The sequence below is a fragment of the Arcanobacterium urinimassiliense genome (assembly GCF_900119495.1).
In the GTDB taxonomy this organism is placed as follows: domain Bacteria; phylum Actinomycetota; class Actinomycetes; order Actinomycetales; family Actinomycetaceae; genus Arcanobacterium_A; species Arcanobacterium_A urinimassiliense.
Map to the genome: position 1 here is coordinate 1,338,183 of NZ_LT632435.1, position 17,512 is coordinate 1,355,694.

Genomic DNA, 17,512 nt, shown 5'->3' on the forward strand with positions numbered 1-17,512 from the left:
ATAGCATGATTCCTCTGGGATTTAAACGCGATACATTACGGGATGAAGTATATAACCTACTTTTACACCGCCTTATCTCTGGAAAATATGCACCGGGATCTCCTCTTCAGATTGGTCTGTTAGCTAAAGAACTCGATATCTCCCCCACTCCAGTGCGAGAAGCCCTGGTAAAACTGGAAAATACTTCTTTAATTTCCCGTACCGCCCTAAAAGGTTACCGAGTATCTGAACCACTTTCTAATAAACAAATATCGCAACTTATAGATATGCGCCTCGTACTCGAAAATGCGGCAGCAGAACGAGCTGCAAAAAATGCAAAAAAATTATTTCCAGATTTGCAAATAGCCCACGAAGAACATGCTAGACAGGCAGATAAAGTAAATAAACTAGCTGAAGCAGGAAAATTAGCAGTAGAAAATTTAATTCCCTACTTTTCCGCTGATTGGAATTTCCACCATACAATTTTGCAATACTGCGAAAATAGCTACATAGAAAAAACTGCCGATAATCTTTCATTTAATATCCATCGCATCAGGCAAGATTTATTAACTAAATCTTCCGATGCACTCATAGCGGTAGCAGAACACCAGCAAATACTCGACGCATTTAAAGACGGAGACGTAGAACAAATTCGAAATGCAATGACGAATCACCTTTTAAATGTGCTAAATAGATCCACTGCCAGCAATAAAATAATTAAATCCACAGTAGTAATAGATAACTAATTTTCACCGAGAAGCTACCCAAACTAATCGCATCTTCCTGCAAACTTTTCATACAGTCTTTTGCGTCTTGCGCCACATCTAAACAAGCTATATCATATAGGATATATTAGAGTGTCTATGACGTAGTGGGGTGCCCCACTATAGACACCGCGACTTTCTAGTTACACTAATAAATAATCAACCTTTACCGTCATAAGCAATGGAGCAGGAAATGACATTTTTAGTAAATAACCCCGAAGAATTTGCTGCCGATTCCTTGAAAGGTTTTACGGCTGCTTTTCCTAATCATGTACAGCTGGTACATGGAGGTGTAGTGCGTGCTACTGAAAGCCCGCGTGGTGAGGTAGCTGTTGTTGTGGGTGGAGGATCTGGCCACTATCCCGCTTTTGCTGGTTGGGTAGGCCCCGGTATCGCACATGGTTCAGTATGCGGAAATATTTTTGCTTCTCCTTCTGCTTCCCAGGTCACTTCGGTAGTAAAAGCTGCTGATAACGGTGGTGGCACTATTTTACTTTTCGGTAACTATGCTGGAGACGTGCTTCATTTTGGTAATGGCGCTAATCAGCTGCGGGCAGCGGGAATTGATGTACGAATTGTGACTATTTCTGATGATATTGCTTCTAATACTCCCGATAAGCATGATGATCGCCGCGGGATTGCCGGGGATGTATTAGTAGTAAAAGTAGCTGGCGGAGCGGCTGCAGCCGGGCTGGATATTAATAAAGTAGAAGAACTGGCTCGGCGTGCTAATACCCGTACGCGCACGATTGGAATTGCTTTCACTGGCTGTACTTTGCCTGGCGCTAAAGAGCCACTTTTCACGGTAGAACCCGGTACTTTTGGTTTAGGTTTAGGCATTCATGGTGAGCAAGGAATTTCTTCTCATGAGATGATGCCTGCCCGGGATATCGCGAAGATGCTGGTAGAAAAAGTTTTAGCGGAAGAACCCGCCCGGGAAAATGGCTATACCGGCCGCGTAGCCGTGGTAGTAAATGGTCTGGGTGCCACTAAGTATGAAGAACTTTTCGTGCTCTATGGAACTATATCTGAGCTTTTAGCTGACCATGATTTAACGGTAGTAGCACCGATAGTTGGCGAACAAGTAACTTCGCTGGATATGGCGGGCGTATCTCTTTCGCTTATGTATCTAGACGAAGAACTAGAGAAATACTGGGTTGCTCCTGCAGATACTCCTGCTTTCCGTACCGGTAATATTGAAAATGCTGGCACTCGTAAAGTAGTAGAAGCAGAAGATAATAGTGTAATACCGGCCGGAGCTCCCGCTTCCGCAGAATTTGCTCGTAGCCTCGCTGAGATCTTAGAACTTTTTGAAAAAACTGCACGAGCAGCCGAACCAGAACTAGGCAGAATTGATGCTATAGCCGGAGATGGTGACCACGGGCAAGGAATGACGCTCGGCACTACCGCCGCTGCAAAATCAGCGCGGGAATCTCTAGCAGCCAAAGCTGGAGCTCGTACCCTGCTTTCCCGCGCTGGCGCAGCCTGGTCAGAAGGAGCAGGTGGCACTTCCGGAGCTCTCTGGGGTGGAGCCCTCGCAGCAGCAGGCGGAGTATTCTCTGATGAAACCGCCCCCACCCAAGAAGAAATAATTACCGCCGCAATCGCTGGAGCTAACTCCATAACCGATATGGGAGGAGCAAAAGTAGGCGATAAGACGATGGTAGACGCGCTCGTTCCTTTCGCTGATTCACTAAAAGAAAATATTTCTTCTTCGAAATCACTGAAAGAAATCTGGAATACTGCCGCGGAAGCCGCTCAAACAGCAGCCGAAGCAACCGCGAATATCACTGCCCGGAAAGGCCGCGCCCGCACCCACGGAGACGCCTCTCTCGGAACTCCTGATCCAGGAGCAATATCCTTCGCGCTACTCATGCAAGCAATAGCAGACTTCCTCCAATAAACAAACACTGACAAAGGTAGGCGACACAAACAAAATCAATAGATAACAACCGCCTACACCAACAAAAATTCCCGATGCCACACCAGGCATCGGGAATTTCTCTTCGTAGCGGGGACAGGATTTGAACCTGCGACCTCCGGGTTATGAGCCCGGCGAGCTACCGAACTGCTCCACCCCGCGTCGGTATCTATTACTCTAGATAAAAAATACTTCTAATAGCAAGGCGGGGTACGTGTACTTACTCACGTCCCCGCCTTGCTTAATTCCCGAAATTAAGGGCTTATCTCCTCTGGGCGATCAATTTTTCACCAGCTTTTCACCAGCTTTTCACCAGCTTTTCACCAGCTTTTCACCAGCTTTTCACCAGCTTTTCACCAGCTTTTCACCAGCTTTTCACCAACTTCTCGCCACTATTAGTAGATAAATCTCCCCTTATTTCTTAGTTTCTGCTTGAGCAGCGTTGGCATCTTCAATAGCTTTCGCTAATTTAGCTTGCGCGCTACCATAGGCTGCCCAATCACCATTCTTTCGCGCAGTTTCGCTTTCTTGTATCGCACTGCGTGCATCTTGAAGAGCTTTCGTCAATCTCTGCTCTGGAGTACCTGCTGCTGGAGCTGGAGCAGCGCCGCCTTCCGCCGGCTTAGCTGCCTCTTGCCCTTGCTTGTTATCTCCAGCTACCGGGGCATCTTTCGCTCCGGCAATTGCCGCATCCCCCGCTTTTGCTCCGGAATCTCCGCCGAAGACCTCATCTAAGGCTTCGTCTAAAGTAGGAGCAAATCCTACTTGGTCACCGAAGAGCGCCAGCACATATTGCAGGGTCGGATACTGCGTACCGGAAGAAGCCTGCACATATATTGGCTGTACATAGAGTAAACCGCCGCCAATAGGCAAGGAAAGCAGATTACCTTCTAGCACTTCCGTGCCTCCTTGGCGAAGCAAGTTCAGAGCTGTAGAGACATCCGGATTGGTGAGCATAGTATTTTCCGCCTGCCCAGGCCCGGAAACCGTCAAATCTCGCGGAGCTTCGAGCAGTCGCAGTTTGCCATAAGAATCAGCTATCTTTCCGGTCTCATTGCCCGCATTAGAATCTGCCGCTAAGAATCCCGTCATTACGTTTCGGTTCGTATTACCACCCGGAATATAAGAAGTGGTAATCGAGAAGGAAGCGGCATCCTGCCCTGGCATTTGCAGCGTCATATAATACGGAGGCTGCGCCGGAGTATTTTCTTTCACGGCCATCGTGGGCTCGCGCGGCACCTGCCAGAAATCACCGCCAGAGTAGAAAGATTTTGCATCTTTTACGTGATAGCGAGCGAGCAGAGTGCGCTGTACCTTAAAGAGATCTTCTGGGTAGCGCACATGCGCAATCAAATCTCCCGGCATCTTCGCGAGCGGAGTAATCTGCCCCGGGAAAATTCCCTTCCAAGCATTAATTATCGGATCATCTTGATCCCACTGGAAGAGCTTTACACTTCCGTCATAAGCATTTACCACTGCTTTTACTGAATTGCGAATGTAATTTATCTCTTCCGGAGCTGTACTAGAGACTTGGCGGGTACGCGAATCCATCGTCGCCTCAGCTAAAGTCTCGCGCGCCGAATATGGATAGTTATTAGAAGTAGTGTAACCATCGATAATCCACACCAATTCTTTTGGCGTATCCGGATTATCATCCATATCTACCACTGCTGGCAGTGCCTTAGAATCTAGCGTCAAGTACGGAGCTACTTTACTTAGTCGCTTATGCGGATCACGATCGAAAAGAATCTGCGATTCGCTCGTGACTCGATCCGAGAAGAAAAGCTCAGTGGAGCGGAACTTCACCGCATAAAGCAGTTTGTCGAAGACATTGGAAATCTTTGGCCCGCCGTTGCCCTTATAGGTAGTATTCACTTGCCCATTCGGAGCCTTATCGTCTGGATAATCTAATTCCCAAGGATCAGTGCCTTCGGGAGCCCCAACAATGGAGTAACTAGGAGATTTCTTTCCAAAGTAGACGCGCGATTCGTAATCGCCCATCTCCCCTGCCGAAGGAATGCCTGCCTCCCAGAAAGTAGGATCACCTTTCGTGGTCATAGTATTTCCATAAGCGGCAGCTACTCCGAATCCGTGGGTATATACCGTATGGTCATTTACCCACGAACGGCGCGAATTATCCAAACCATCCAGGTTTAGCTCTCGCATCGCCACTACCGTATCGCGCATCTTCCCGTTAATTGCATAGCGATCTACGGCAAGCGGATTTAAGAATTCGTAATACTGGCGATTCTGCTGTAGCTGATTAAAAGACGGAGCCACAATAGTCGGATCGAGCAAACGAATCTGTGCCGCGGTTTCAGAATCGTGGCGCAACTGCCCGCTCTTGGTATCGGTGCGCGCGGCATATTGCTGAGATTCCACATTTTCTAGACCATAAGCAGCTAGCGTGGCATCGATATTGCGCTGTATATACTTCGACTCTAACTCCACCGCATTCGGATTCACTTTGAAATTCTGCACCAGGAGCGGATATACCACACTGAGTACCAAAGCGGCGGTGACGGTGGCGGCCACTCCCACCAGAGCCGGTTTCCAGAGCTGCTTTACAGCCGCAACTATGAGCAGAATACCGATGAGGAAGACGGAAATAGCCAAAATGGTGTATCCCGGCTTAGAAGCGTTGATAGCCGTAAAGTTGGCGCCCGAAAAACGCTGATTATTTCCGAGCAATAAATCGTAGCGCGCGAGCCAGAACTGGGCGGCTATTACAAAAGCAAAGCATATGCTCAATACCGCTAGATGCATCTGTATCCGCTTCGGCAAGCGCACACGAGTATTTTTCTCCGGCAGGCTCGCCGTGAGCCAGTAACCGATAACGCCGAGAATCACACAGGCAATTAACAAGGTAATTAGGAAACTCAGAATTAAGTGCAGCGCAGGCAAAGTAAATACGAAGAACGAAACATCCAGCCCAAACTCCGGATCTTTAGTGCCGAAGGAAGATCCATGTAGCCAAAGTAATACGGTGCGCCAAGAAAAGCCGAGGCGACCTCCGATTACGAGCCCCAGCACCAAGGGAATAACTCCGTATGTAAGCCAGCTATGCGAACGCAATGCCTTTAGATAGGTATCTTGCGGACGGGGCTTCAGCACCACTTCTGCCCCCGCCTCTGACTGCGGTTTCTTCCCAAGCGTGATCCGAATATTTAGGGCAAACACCAGAGCAGCGATTAAAGTACCGACTAAACCCACCAAGAGGGCTGCTCCGTATTGCGTCCAGAACACTCGCAAAGCATTAATCTGCTTAAACCACTGCACTTCTGTCCAAAATTCGGAGAGAAATACCACTGCCGCTAGGATTAATGCAAGTACCACTAAAGTAGGGATAAAAGCACCGTTCTTACCTGCTTTTTTTCCTCCCCCTGCGGGAGTTCTCAATTTTGCTGCTGCTGAAGTAGCCAAATTCCGACCTCAACTTACGTATAGAAATATCTGCTTAAGACTAATCTAACTTAAAAGAGGGAGTAGTGAGAAGACGAAGGTGAAAAAAGCGCCCAGAGCGAAAAAGTGAGGCCGGGCAACTGCTTATGCCAATATAGAATCATGGACGCAATTAATTCTTTAGAAGCCACGGCGCGGGAAATAGATAAATATGTAGCTCGCGGCGGCTGGGACGGGCAGATACATCTATTTGCATTGGTGCAAGCGCAGAAAGCCTTGGCAGAAAATCCCGCTTTAAAAGCTGATTTACCACCGGGAGTAAACAGCGAAGATTTGAACTCGCCACAAGCTATGCTCTCGATTGAGCAAGAAAACCTACCGGCAGCAGCCGGAATTGGAGAATTATTGGCGCAAATTGCCTGGCCGGATACGGTCGATGGCGCCGCCCTAACTGTAGAGCGAATTTTATTGCCGCCGGCCGCCGAAGCAAAATTACCGAAAGATCCGCAAGCAGCCTTAAAAGCTCTCGAAAATCATCCTGATAAACAAGAAGCACGCATCACTGCTAGCGTCACTCGCTCTGGAGATGCTTGGTGTATTATCCGCCTCCGTGCCTATGACACCGAGAAGATGGTACTTTCCGGCGCCGAATTAGCCCCCGGAATCACTCAAGCTTTAGCACAGACTTTTCAAGACTGAGATCGTTTTCCAAGCGGGGCGTTTCTTGGCTAAAGAAAAGAGGCGTTTCCAGACTAAGGGCGCGCCTGCTGCTGCTTTTTAACTAAATCTCGGCAACTAGTGAGCTTTTCCGTATTTCCTTGCGCAATTTCTGCCACCGCCAAGATAGATTCCTGCGTATTGCGTATTGCCCATACGCGCATTCCCGGCGGCTCATATCCGATAGTTTCGGCACAGTTCAGAGCAGGAGCTAGGAAATCACGCGCCCCTTCGGCAGCGGCTCCCCGCATTTTATGAGTAATACCTCCGATTGGCCCCACATCGCCATCCCAAGCTACCGTACCCGTACCGGCGATAGTATGCCCTCCGCCGAGCGAACCTTTGGTGAGTTTATCGTATATAGCCAGCGCAAACATATTCCCTGCACTCGGCCCACCAATATCTTTCAGTAAATAATTCACCGTCGCCGGTATCTTGACGTTAATCGCTTCAATACTCACTCCGAGCAGCGAACCCGGATGTACCCAACCGGTGGCGTCTTTCTTGTACGGAATTGTTTCGAACTGTACTTCCTGCTCTTTTCCATCCCGCACGATTTGGAAATAGAGGGTAGTGTTCGGCGGAACTCTATCTATCACCGTGGAAAGTTCATTTTGGGTCTTCAGCTCGTAGTAGGAGTCCTGGGGGAAAATTTTCATTCCCTTGATAATATCGCCCTCTTTGAGGACTTTGCCGGAAGGATTATTCGGATCTACTCCTACTACTTTTATCTGCATCGATACTTTATATCCAGCTAATTCAAAAGCAATAAGAGCCGCAGAATCTTGAGAGAACTCCATCAATTCTTTATTCTGCTCTTTGTACTCATCGGCATTTAAATTCTGCGGATACATTACCTCTACCGGCAAGAGCTGCTTATTTTTACGTAATAACGCATACCAAGCCTGCGCCCCCAGCACTCCTCTATCTGCTGTGCCTTGCGCAGCCACCGTCGTCATTAATAACCGCGTATCACTCGGATAGGTCTGCGCCTTTTTAATTTCCACTACTTCTTTGTTTTCTACCGAAGAATTTACATTTATAGCGGGGCCAGCAGAAGCTACTACGTAACCAGAGGGAATTACCATTCCCAGCGCTATCAGCACAATAAACACCACTGCCGCCAGCTTTATCCGCTGCCGACTATCTCGTAGATCTATTCTTCTCATTGCGCTTTCTCTATTCCTCTTCTGCATTCTCATTCCGCAGGCTGATTCCATAATGATTTTCTACTCTACCAAAACCGCCGGCTCTGCAGTTCGCTACTCGCGGAGAATTATTCTTATAGATTAGATTTGTGAAAGACTTACCTGAGGAAGGATCCTAGGAGGTAAAAATGAGTGAATTTTCCCCTGATGAGCCAGGCAAGCCCGATTGGGAAAAAATGCTGCGCGCTGTACTGGGAGACGCGGCCGCCGAAGAGATGCTACAGGCTTTGCATGGGCAAGGCATAAATCCGGGAGCACTGCCGGACATATTTAGCAATGAAAATTTCACTCTTATTACCCAGCAGATTCAACAAATGTTAGGCTCCTCTGGCGCCGGCGCCGTCAACTGGAATATCGCAGAAAAAGTAGCCCGCGAAAGAATAACTCAGCAAAAACTGGATAAACTTACCGCCGGCGAAGCAGAAACAGCTCGGCAAGCTCTGCGCGCCGCCTCGCTCTGGCTAGATGCAGCGAGTGAAATCAATCCACTCTCCGGCCCGAATATGGCGTGGACGCGGCTAGATTGGATTGCCCATTCTCTGCCCACTTTTAAGCGCCTCCTCGATCCAGTAGGAGAAAATATTGCGCGCGCCTTCGGAGAATCTTTTACTGCGCAAATCGAATATGCTCCGGAAGAGATGCGTAACCTACTTCCAAACACTGATTCGCTGCTGCAGAATATCACGGCCTCGATGCTGGGAATGCAGTACGGAAGTGCTCTGGCAGATTTAGCTGCTTCTTCCTTTGGATCTACCGATACGGGCCTGCCGCTCACCGAAGGTTCCACTGCTGCCCTAGTACCAGCCAATATTGCCGAATTCTCAAAAGATTTAGAGGTACCCGCTAGCGAAATACTCAGCTATATTGCAGTACGCGAAGTAGCTGCTGCCCGGCTCTATACTGGGGTACCGTGGCTACGAGCCCGCGTCTTAGACACAGTGGCAGAATTCGCCCAAGGAATCGAAATAGATACTAGCGCCATAGAAGATAAGATTCGCGATATTAGCCTGGACAACCCCCAGGCTATCCAAGAAATTGATTTAGACGGCATCTTTTCACTCGGGCTCAGCCCGGCCCAAGAAGATGCACTAGAGCGCCTCGAACACCTCCTTTCTTTAATAGAAGGTTGGGTATCGGAAGTATCCGCGCGCGCCGTAGCACCTCATTTACCTAATGCAGTACCTTTACGGGAAATGTTTAATCGCCGCTACGCCACCGACAATCCGGCTAAGCACGTCTGGGAAGCCCAGCTAGGAATGGAGATGGCACCGCGGCAACTGCGAAATTCGATTACTTTTTGGCAAATGGCAGAGCAGAAACTCGGCATTGCTGAGCGCGACGCCCTCTGGCAGCACCCAGATTTACTGCCCACTGCGGCAGATTTGGCTGACCCGGAAAGTTTCTTCGCCCAAGAAAAAAATACCGATATCGAAGCCGAACTGGATTCTTTCCTCGCCGATCTTTTCAGCGAGAACCCGCAAAACACGGGAGAAGTACCGCATGAACCAAAATTTATGCCGCCCACTTCTCCCGGCGCTCCCGGTTCTACTGATAAACCTGATAATTCCGATTCCTCCGCTACCCCTGACTCTGCGGAATAAGTAGCTAGGTAAAATCCCGCCGCTAATTGCGGAATTATCCTCTTTTTCGTTTTACGTATAGTTTCTTTTCCACAGTTGCGGATACTTTTTACCGCCACCAGCAAAGCTCTTTAGAGTCGAGATACACCCTGAACTAAGTATTTCGCAAAGGAGCCGCCATGCATATCACCCCGGGGATCGGATTCTACTGGGTAAGCCCCCAGCAAGCACAGATAGGATTAGATACACGGCGAAAAGTAGAGTTAGCTACTTATAACCGAGCCGAGCTACAACTTATAGATATGCTCACTATTCCACATACCCTTTCTGAGATAAGAAGACTGGCGGCAAAGCGAGGCATTTCGGAGGCACGTCTCCAAGATATTTTAGAGATGCTTAAAGAAAATGAGCTTTTAAACGAAGAGAAGCCGGCTATAACTGACGGACTAGCTTGGGAACGCCTACACCGCAAGCTACCTACCCATCGCGAAAAAATAAAAATTTCTCTACCCCGCCTTGACCAGCTAGGGTGCTCTATCGCTATGTATTTAGCGGCGGCAGGAATTAATTTTCTCAACTCTACGGATATGCAAAAAATAGGAGAATTTGACCATTTCCAATTGCAAGCCCAATTCTTTGGCCTGCCGCGCATACATGGAATTACCACTATTTTGCGGCAGATTAATCCACATATCGCATTTTCAAACAAAAAAGATTCTGAATTTTTACCAGATATCGTGGTGCTATCTGGCTCGCACACTTTAGACCCGATAGTAGTAGGCGAATACTTAGCGCGTGGAGTTACCTGCTTACAGTGCTGGGTAGAAGAATTAGATATTTATATCGGCACTCTCTGCAGCCCCCATCTGGGCACTTGCGCCAACTGCTTCTATCAGCACCGCTGCGCAGCTGATCAGAACTGGCCAAAGTTAGTACCACAGGCTCTACACGGGCGGCCGGTAGTGCCAGAAATGAGCAGTCTGCAGTTAGCTGCCAGCTTAGCGGGGAGAGAGCTACTGAATTTAATAGATTTTCATACCACCCAAATTCGCTACGCCGTCTGGAAAATTCCTCCCGCTCCGGAAAAAGTACAGCTTATTTCGGTGCCTCCGCATCCAGAGTGCGGCTGCCAACCAGCTCATCTCACTGCACACTAGCTAGCTAAAACTGCACACTAGCTGCGTAAAGCCGCACACTAACTATCCAAAGAATTTAGCAAGTGAAGAATCTCTACCCCATAGGTGGCGAGGCGTTTCTTACCGATTCCCGCTACCTGGCTCAACTCAAATAAATTTTGCGGCTGCTGCTTACTGATTTGCCGCAGCGAAGTATCACTGAGTATCTGATATTCTGCCCGCCCCGTTTTTTGCGCAGTTTCTTTCCGCCACGCTCGCAAACTTTGGAAAAGTTTTTCCGCAGCTGGGCTCAAGGGAGTGGCCACGGCAGAAGCAGTCGGGCGCACTTGCCTAGCGTTCGTAGAGCGCAGCCAAATATCAGCTAAGAAGCGGGAACAATTCCCGCGGTCGCTCCCGTTTTTCTCCGCATAGGAAATATAGAGATTATCGCGCGCGCGAGTGATACCCACGTAGAGTAAGCGACGCTCTTCCGTTATTTCTTCCTCGCTCCCAGCGTGCGTAAGTGGCAGCAATCCTTCCTGCACTCCGGCTAAAAATACTTGCCGCCACTCCAAACCTTTTGCGGCATGTATGGTGGAAAGCACTACCGATTGCAACTGCGGGTCGTACTGATACTCAGCTCTTTCTGCTAGCTCCGCCAGAAAATCCGCTACGCTTCCGCGCCGGCTTTCCCAAATTTGCCGGCCAATTTCCGCCAAAGCTCGCAAAGATTCCCATTTTTCTCGCGCCGCCCCCTGCTGCGCTGGAGGTTCTGGGCGCCAGCCTAAATTGTAGAAAGCCGCGTCTAAAAACTGTGGAAGTGGCTGGTCACCCGCTGTCTTAGCTTCAGCTCGCAGGCTAATCATTGCTTCTTTTATTTCTCGACGTTCAAAAAATCGTACATTACCTTTTACTACGTAAGGAATTCCCGCTTCCCGCAAAGCATTTTCAAATACTGCCGACTGCGCATTAATGCGATAGAGCACCGCGATATTAGCAGGAGCTTCTCCTGCCCGGAGCAAAGCTGTAATTTTTTCCGCTACTCCGGCTGCTTCCGCGCTGGCGTCGCGGTATTTCTTCCAGTAAACCTGCCCACTATCTGGGCGAATAGCCTCTAGAGAGACGGAGCCCGGCAGCGATTCAACACTGCTTATACGATTCGCTAAACTAATTACCGGCGCAGTAGAACGATAGTTTTTATTTAAAACTAGCCGCTTAGCGGTCGGAAATTCCCGCGCGAAATTAGCTAAATATGCAGCACTCGCCCCCGCAAACGAATAAATAGTCTGCGATACATCACCCACTACGCAAATATCTCTGCTATCTCCCAGCCATAACTGCAAAAGTCGATGCTGCATAGGAGAAATATCCTGATATTCATCTACCACGAAATGCCGATAACGAGCGCGCACTAAATCGCGAATATCTTTTCTATCGCGCAGCATTCCGATGAGGGTGAGAATAATATCTTCGAAATCTATTACTCCGCGCTCGCACTTTACCTCTTCATAGGCGGTTATTAACTCTGCGAGCTTTTCTGGGCTCTGCCCCCCAATTCCCTCGCGCCCATTTTGCCGCGCTTGATCAGGATAATCCGCGGGAGTTATTAGACTAACTTTTGACCATTCAATCTCTTGCGCAAAATCTTTTACCGAGGGAAGGTCGGTAGGCAGACCCAGCTGCGTAGCTGCTCCGGCGACTAACGCAAATTTATTTTCTTTAATTTCTGGCACGTAACCACCAATAGCTTGCGGCCAAAAATACCGAAGCTGCGCTAGAGCCGCCGAGTGGAAAGTACGTGCCGTAATTTGCCCTACCCCGAGGGTACGCAAACGCGCGCGCATCTCCCCTGCCGCACGCGAAGTAAAGGTGACGGCCAAGATGTGTTGCGGGCGATATATTTGCTGCTCTACTGCATAAGCGAGACGATAAGTGATAGCGCGCGTCTTGCCGGTGCCGGCACCGGCAGCTACGCAGAGCGGCCCAGAGAAATAGGTGGCCACCTGCTTTTGATTCTCATCTAACTGCGCTAAAAGATTATCCGGTGGCATTTCAGGCCTCTTCTTGCCCCGCATACCAAGCACGTAAAATTACGTGTACCGCTCCGCTCCGACTCGGTAAAGTTACCTCTCCATCTGCTATCTTTTGCTGTAACTCTTGACGCGTAAAGAAATGCGCTTCCACTATTTCTTCTCCGTCTACCTTTATCTCCGGAGCGAAATCGCAGGTGCGCGCCGTATAAACCAGCATAAGCGAACGCGGAAAAGGCCAAGGCTGTGTGCTCAGATATTGCACATCTTCAACCGCAATACCTGCTTCTTCTTGCACTTCGCGCACTACTGCCATTTCGGCGGTTTCTCCCGCCTCGATAAAACCAGCTAGAGCCGAAAAACGCCGCTTATCCCACCCGGCCTTCCGCCCTAAAAGTAGGCGATCTTGTGCATCTAATACCCCTACGATCACCGCCGGATCAGTACGCGGGAAAATAATATGCCCGCGCGCGCAATGCGCCTCCCAGCCGCCGTTTTGGAAAAAAGTAGGAGCGGCACAGATACTGCAATATTTTTGACTCAATTGCCAATTACCGAGCGCGATTTGCGCGGTAGCTAAGCCCACTTCTAAATCGCTCAATTTCGGGCCCACCGTATAAAGAGGTAGAAATTCACTATGCGGAGGAAGAACGAGCGGCGGAATATTTGCAGCAAGAGACGGCGCGGCCGAATTATTTTCTACTGCCGTCAATCTCCCCAGCTCAATACCGAAGTAGGGAGTTTGCGAATAAATACCGAGATAGTTAGCTTGAGCGGCAATTTCCGAAGGAACTTGCGAATGAGAGAGTAAAAGTAACTGGCGCGGCGCAGCGCCTTTGGCGTTTACTTCTGCTCCACTACTTACTTCTGCTTCTGAGTTCTGCGCAGAAGGCGCAGCGAGCAGAGCAATTTTATTTTCATCGGTAACTAAAAATCGAGCAGCCTGGGCAGAGCACATATTTTGTAAATACGCCGGATCAGCCCGCCGGAGAGCATCTCGAAAAGCTTTAGCTCTTCCTAATACAAAATCCATATTTCCTAAACTCTCCCTCAGTTCTCCAAGATTTCGCGCTGGTTTAATACCTCTACTTCTAAAGATTCTCCGTTTTCTTATCTCGCCGCTCCTCTTAAGGGTATTCTAGCGCGAAAATTCCCAGTTAAAGCAGTGGTGTTTTTCTTAAATTATGAAATCTAGAGAATAAACTGCCAGAATAATACAGTGAACCTTGTGGAAAAAGATTTGGAAGTAGCTGATTTTATCTCACAGTCTTCCAGTTGGGCCGCCCCGCCGCGCGCATACCCGCTACGCGAAGGAGCTCATCTAGTAGGAGATGGCATCGATGTAGCCGTGTACGCTGGGTTAGCAAAAAAAGTAGAGATTTGCTTTTTCTCCCCAAACGGCCAATGCACAGAATCTTTTTCGCTACATCGTCAATTGCACGGCCTATGGGCAGGGCATATACCGGGAATATCGGTAGGAGCCCGCTACGGTTTTCGCGTCTTCGGGCACTGGGATCCAGATTCTGGAATGCTCTACAATCCAGCAAAAGTACTCCTCGACCCCTATGCGCGCGTTTTGGCGCAGACACCCACTCTACACCCGGCGCTATATGGGAAAACTGTAGATAAGCACTTTATTCCTAATCCGGATATGCAGGCCGATAAGCGCGATTCAGCGCCTTTTGCCGCCTTAGGCATGGTCACTCCCCCCGACGAAAAAGTCGATTCCCATCCGCGTATTCCTTGGAACGACACCGTTATTTACGAAGCGCATGTAGTGGGATTGACGAAAAATCTACCCGGAGTACCTCCGGAGCTGCGCGGCACTTATGCGGGAGCCGCCCACCCCGCCACCATCGCCCACCTAAAAAGAATCGGCGTCACGGCACTCGAATTACTCCCGATTCACGCTAAATTTAGCGAGCCTTTCTTAGCGCAGCGTGGTTTAGAAAATTACTGGGGCTACAATACGCTTTCTTTTTTCGCCCCTGAACCCTCCTACGCTTCTGCCGCTGCGCAGGCCGCTGGGCCATTGGCGATTCTCGCAGAAATAAAAGGCATGGTAGAACTACTCCACACCGCCGGGATTGAGGTAATTCTTGACGTCGTCTACAACCACACTTGCGAAGGCGGAAAAGACGGGCCTTCCCTCTCGTGGCGCGGTTTAGATAATACTGGCTACTATCGCCACGATTCTCACCATCCGGGAGTGCTAAAAGACACCACCGGTTGTGGAAATTCTTTAGATTTTCGGCGCGACACCGTAATAAAAATGACGCTAGATTCGCTGCGCTATTGGGTAGAAGTAGTGGGAGTAGACGGTTTTCGTTTTGATTTAGCCGTCACCTTAGGGCGCGAAGGCGATTCTTTTAACCACAATCACCCCTTGTACGTGGCCATGGCCAGCGACCCCATACTCTCTAGCGTAAAACTAATTAATGAACCGTGGGATATTGGCTACGGCGGCTGGCAGACTGGCGGATTCCCGATTCCCACCGCAGATTGGAACGACCGCTTCCGTGATTCTCTGCGCTCTTTCTGGGTAGCCCAACCGCGCGCAATTACCGCTGGCACCCCCGGCACAGATTTACGCGATTTAGCTACGCGCCTTTCCGGCTCTGCCGATCTTTTCGGCCGCGGTCGGGTACCGGGCGGGCGCGGAATCTATGCTTCGATTAATTTCATTACGGCGCATGATGGCTTCACAATGCGCGATTTGGTGTCTTATAACGACAAACACAATGAACTGAACAAAGAAGATAATAAAGACGGCACTGGCAACAATCTCGCGTGGAACCACGGCATCGAAGGCGATACCACCAACCGGGAAATCCAAAAGAATCGCCAAAAAACTATTCGCAATCTTTTCGGCTCGCTGCTACTCTCGGCGGGCACTCCGATGATTACCGCTGGAGATGAAATAGGGAAAACACAACTAGGAAACAATAATGCTTACTGCCAAAATTCCCCTATTTCGTGGCTAAATTGGGATATCGACCCCGATTGGGAAAATATCACTGCCACCGTGGCTTATTTAACGGAACTACGCCGCCAGCATCCGGTGTTGCGCCCCCAGGTTTTCTACACCGGCGAAGCTATTTCCGAAGGCGAGGTACGCGATTTAGAGTGGTTTAATAAAGATGGACAACCAATGGAAGAATACAGTTGGTTCGATAATTCTATCCGCACCCTGCAAATGCTGCGCGCCGGCGGCAAAGCCGATGGAGATGCCTTGCTGGTGCTAAATGGTAATCTCACTGCACAAGAAATTACCCTCCCGCAAGGGCAAGGCAAAGATTTCACTTTGGTTTGGAGCTCCGAATGGGAAAATCCCCAGCAAGAGCATATTGCTTATGCGCCGGGCAGCTCTAGTGCGCAAGAAGCACTTTCTCTCCGCTTATATTTCACTTCTCCCCCGGAGTAAGGATAATATGAGGGCGGACTACCCAAGAGCACATCACCGTGGGTAAATGCCATATAGGCAAAATTGGGATGGCAAGTTATTTATTTCAGGAAAGAGAATCGAATTATGAGTGCGCAAGATTCAGCTACTGCTCTCGAAGACGCTACTTCCGCTGCCTCTTTGGCGCAGGCACATCGCGTAAGTGAAAAAATAAAGGCAGCTATAGCCAAAGACCCTTCCTCTTTCCGAGTACTCACGGGAGATAGACCTACTGGGAATCTGCATATTGGCCACTATTTTGGCTCCTTGCTCAATCGCCTTAATCTGCAGCAACAAGGAGTAGACACTTGGGTATTGATTGCCGATTACCAAGTGATCACTGATCGCGACGGCGTCGGGCCAATTCGCGAGCGCGTCTATTCACTGCTTACTGACTACTTAGCAATCGGTATGGATCCGGAGCAGACCACTTTCTTTGCTCATTCGCAAATACCGGAATTAAATGAATTACTCCTTCCGTTTCTCTCTTTAGTGAGCGACGGAGAATTACGCCGCAACCCGACGGTGAAAGCAGAACACGAAGCTACCGAAGGGCGGGCGCTAAGTGGTTTATTACTCACTTATCCGGTACATCAAGCTGCCGATATTCTCTTCTGCAAAGCAAATGTAGTGCCGGTAGGAAAAGATCAGCTTCCCCACTTGGAACAGGCGCGCCTAATCGTTGATCGTTTCCATAAACGCTATACCGATGGCTCAGAAGAGGCGCGAATTTTTGCGCGCCCCCAGGCTTTACTTTCCGAAGCGGAAACGGTGCTAGGACTCGATGGGAAAAAGATGAGTAAATCGCGCGGCAATACCATTGAAATCGGCATGAGCGCCGATGAAACTGCCCAGCGTATTCGCAAAGCGGTGACGGATTCCGATCGCCATATCACCTACGATCCGGTAAATCGCCCGGAAGTGGCGAATTTACTTCTCCTTACCGCTTTAGCCAGTGGCAGAGATCCCCAAGAACTCGCAGCAGAAATTGGCGATGGCGGCGGCGGGGCGCTAAAGAAGATGACCACGGAAGCAATTAATGAGCATTTTGCCCCAATTCGTGCTCGGCGAGCTGAGTATGCCCAAAATCCGCAATATCTAGAAGAAATTTTGCAGCGCGGAGTGGAAAAGGCCCGGGAACAAGCCCAAGCTACTTTGGGGCAAGTACACCGCGCCTTAAATATGGTATATTTCTAATCCGAAAATTTTTATGTAAAATTTTTCATTAATTTAAAGCTACTTGCAGGGGCTTAGATTTTCTTTACGTAATTTTTTGCAAGAACAAGGCTTTGTAGAAAGCTCTTTCTCGTATATGCTTGCAGTGACAGCTTAGGCAAATTTATGCCAAAAGGTA

The 17,512-nt window shown here is 49.2% G+C and carries 11 protein-coding genes and 1 tRNA gene; 7 read left to right on the forward strand and 5 right to left on the reverse strand.

Going from position 1 to position 17,512, the window contains the following annotated elements; translation table 11 throughout:
• The first annotated feature begins 5 nt into the window (after positions 1-5).
• Positions 6-725 carry a GntR family transcriptional regulator gene (locus BQ7117_RS06040; RefSeq protein ID WP_073996647.1) on the forward strand — a complete coding sequence of 240 codons (720 nt, stop codon included), beginning with the start codon at positions 6-8 and terminating at the stop codon, positions 723-725.
• A gap of 211 nt (positions 726-936) precedes the next feature.
• Positions 937-2,646 carry a dihydroxyacetone kinase family protein gene (locus BQ7117_RS06045; protein WP_073996648.1) on the forward strand — a complete coding sequence of 570 codons (1,710 nt, stop codon included), beginning with the start codon at positions 937-939 and terminating at the stop codon, positions 2,644-2,646.
• Positions 2,647-2,752: 106 nt separating this feature from the next.
• Here BQ7117_RS06045 and BQ7117_RS06050 read toward each other — a convergent pair.
• Positions 2,753-2,826: transfer RNA gene (locus tag BQ7117_RS06050), tRNA-Met, on the reverse strand.
• Between the two features lie 252 nt (positions 2,827-3,078).
• Positions 3,079-6,087, reverse strand: coding sequence for a UPF0182 family membrane protein (locus BQ7117_RS06055; RefSeq protein WP_084789962.1), 3,009 nt, complete (start codon positions 6,085-6,087; stop codon positions 3,079-3,081).
• Between the two features lie 141 nt (positions 6,088-6,228).
• Here BQ7117_RS06055 and BQ7117_RS06060 point away from each other — a divergent pair, with 141 nt between their 5' ends.
• Positions 6,229-6,765, forward strand: coding sequence for a PPA1309 family protein (locus tag BQ7117_RS06060; protein WP_073996649.1), 537 nt, complete (start codon positions 6,229-6,231; stop codon positions 6,763-6,765).
• Between the two features lie 53 nt (positions 6,766-6,818).
• Here BQ7117_RS06060 and BQ7117_RS06065 read toward each other — a convergent pair whose 3' ends face one another.
• Positions 6,819-7,952: a YlbL family protein gene (locus tag BQ7117_RS06065; RefSeq protein WP_084789963.1), complete on the reverse strand. Its 1,134-nt coding sequence runs from the start codon at positions 7,950-7,952 to the stop codon at positions 6,819-6,821.
• Positions 7,953-8,119: 167 nt separating this feature from the next.
• On the opposite strand from BQ7117_RS06065, the gene BQ7117_RS06070 reads away from it, so the two are divergent.
• Both BQ7117_RS06070 and BQ7117_RS06075 read left to right on the forward strand, forming a co-directional pair.
• A complete protein-coding gene (locus tag BQ7117_RS06070; RefSeq protein ID WP_073996650.1) occupies positions 8,120-9,592 on the forward strand; it encodes a zinc-dependent metalloprotease in 1,473 nt (490 codons plus the stop codon).
• 158 nt (positions 9,593-9,750) lie between these two features.
• Positions 9,751-10,728 (forward strand): hypothetical protein, encoded by a 978-nt coding sequence (locus tag BQ7117_RS06075; RefSeq protein ID WP_073996651.1) that lies wholly within the window; start codon positions 9,751-9,753, stop codon positions 10,726-10,728.
• A 38-nt stretch (positions 10,729-10,766) separates the two neighbouring features.
• Here BQ7117_RS06075 and BQ7117_RS06080 read toward each other — a convergent pair whose 3' ends face one another.
• Entirely contained in the window at positions 10,767-12,737 is a 1,971-nt protein-coding gene (locus BQ7117_RS06080) for an ATP-dependent DNA helicase UvrD2 (RefSeq protein ID WP_073996652.1), read from the reverse strand.
• A gap of 1 nt (position 12,738) precedes the next feature.
• Positions 12,739-13,749, reverse strand: a complete 1,011-nt coding sequence (gene nudC, locus BQ7117_RS06085; RefSeq protein WP_073996653.1) for an NAD(+) diphosphatase — start codon at positions 13,747-13,749, stop codon at positions 12,739-12,741.
• Positions 13,750-13,944: 195 nt separating this feature from the next.
• Between nudC and glgX the strand changes: the two genes are divergently transcribed.
• Both glgX and trpS read left to right on the forward strand, forming a co-directional pair.
• Positions 13,945-16,140 (forward strand): glycogen debranching protein GlgX, encoded by a 2,196-nt coding sequence (glgX, locus tag BQ7117_RS06090; protein WP_237563068.1) that lies wholly within the window; start codon positions 13,945-13,947, stop codon positions 16,138-16,140.
• 105 nt (positions 16,141-16,245) lie between these two features.
• Positions 16,246-17,355, forward strand: a complete 1,110-nt coding sequence (trpS, locus tag BQ7117_RS06095) for a tryptophan--tRNA ligase (protein ID WP_073996654.1) — start codon at positions 16,246-16,248, stop codon at positions 17,353-17,355.
• Positions 17,356-17,512: the final 157 nt, after the last annotated feature.

Excerpts from the sequence above, each read along its gene's own strand:
- BQ7117_RS06040 (WP_073996647.1), top strand. The coding sequence starts at position 6 with ATGATTCCTCTGGGATTTAAACGCGATACATTACGGGATGAAGTATAT.
- BQ7117_RS06045 (WP_073996648.1), top strand. The coding sequence starts at position 937 with ATGACATTTTTAGTAAATAACCCCGAAGAATTTGCTGCCGATTCCTTG.
- BQ7117_RS06060 (WP_073996649.1), top strand. The coding sequence starts at position 6,229 with ATGGACGCAATTAATTCTTTAGAAGCCACGGCGCGGGAAATAGATAAA.
- BQ7117_RS06065 (WP_084789963.1), bottom strand. The coding sequence starts at position 7,952 with ATGAGAAGAATAGATCTACGAGATAGTCGGCAGCGGATAAAGCTGGCG.
- BQ7117_RS06070 (WP_073996650.1), top strand. The coding sequence starts at position 8,120 with ATGAGTGAATTTTCCCCTGATGAGCCAGGCAAGCCCGATTGGGAAAAA.
- BQ7117_RS06075 (WP_073996651.1), top strand. The coding sequence starts at position 9,751 with ATGCATATCACCCCGGGGATCGGATTCTACTGGGTAAGCCCCCAGCAA.
- BQ7117_RS06080 (WP_073996652.1), bottom strand. The coding sequence starts at position 12,737 with ATGCCACCGGATAATCTTTTAGCGCAGTTAGATGAGAATCAAAAGCAG.
- nudC (WP_073996653.1), bottom strand. The coding sequence starts at position 13,749 with ATGGATTTTGTATTAGGAAGAGCTAAAGCTTTTCGAGATGCTCTCCGG.
- trpS (WP_073996654.1), top strand. The coding sequence starts at position 16,246 with ATGAGTGCGCAAGATTCAGCTACTGCTCTCGAAGACGCTACTTCCGCT.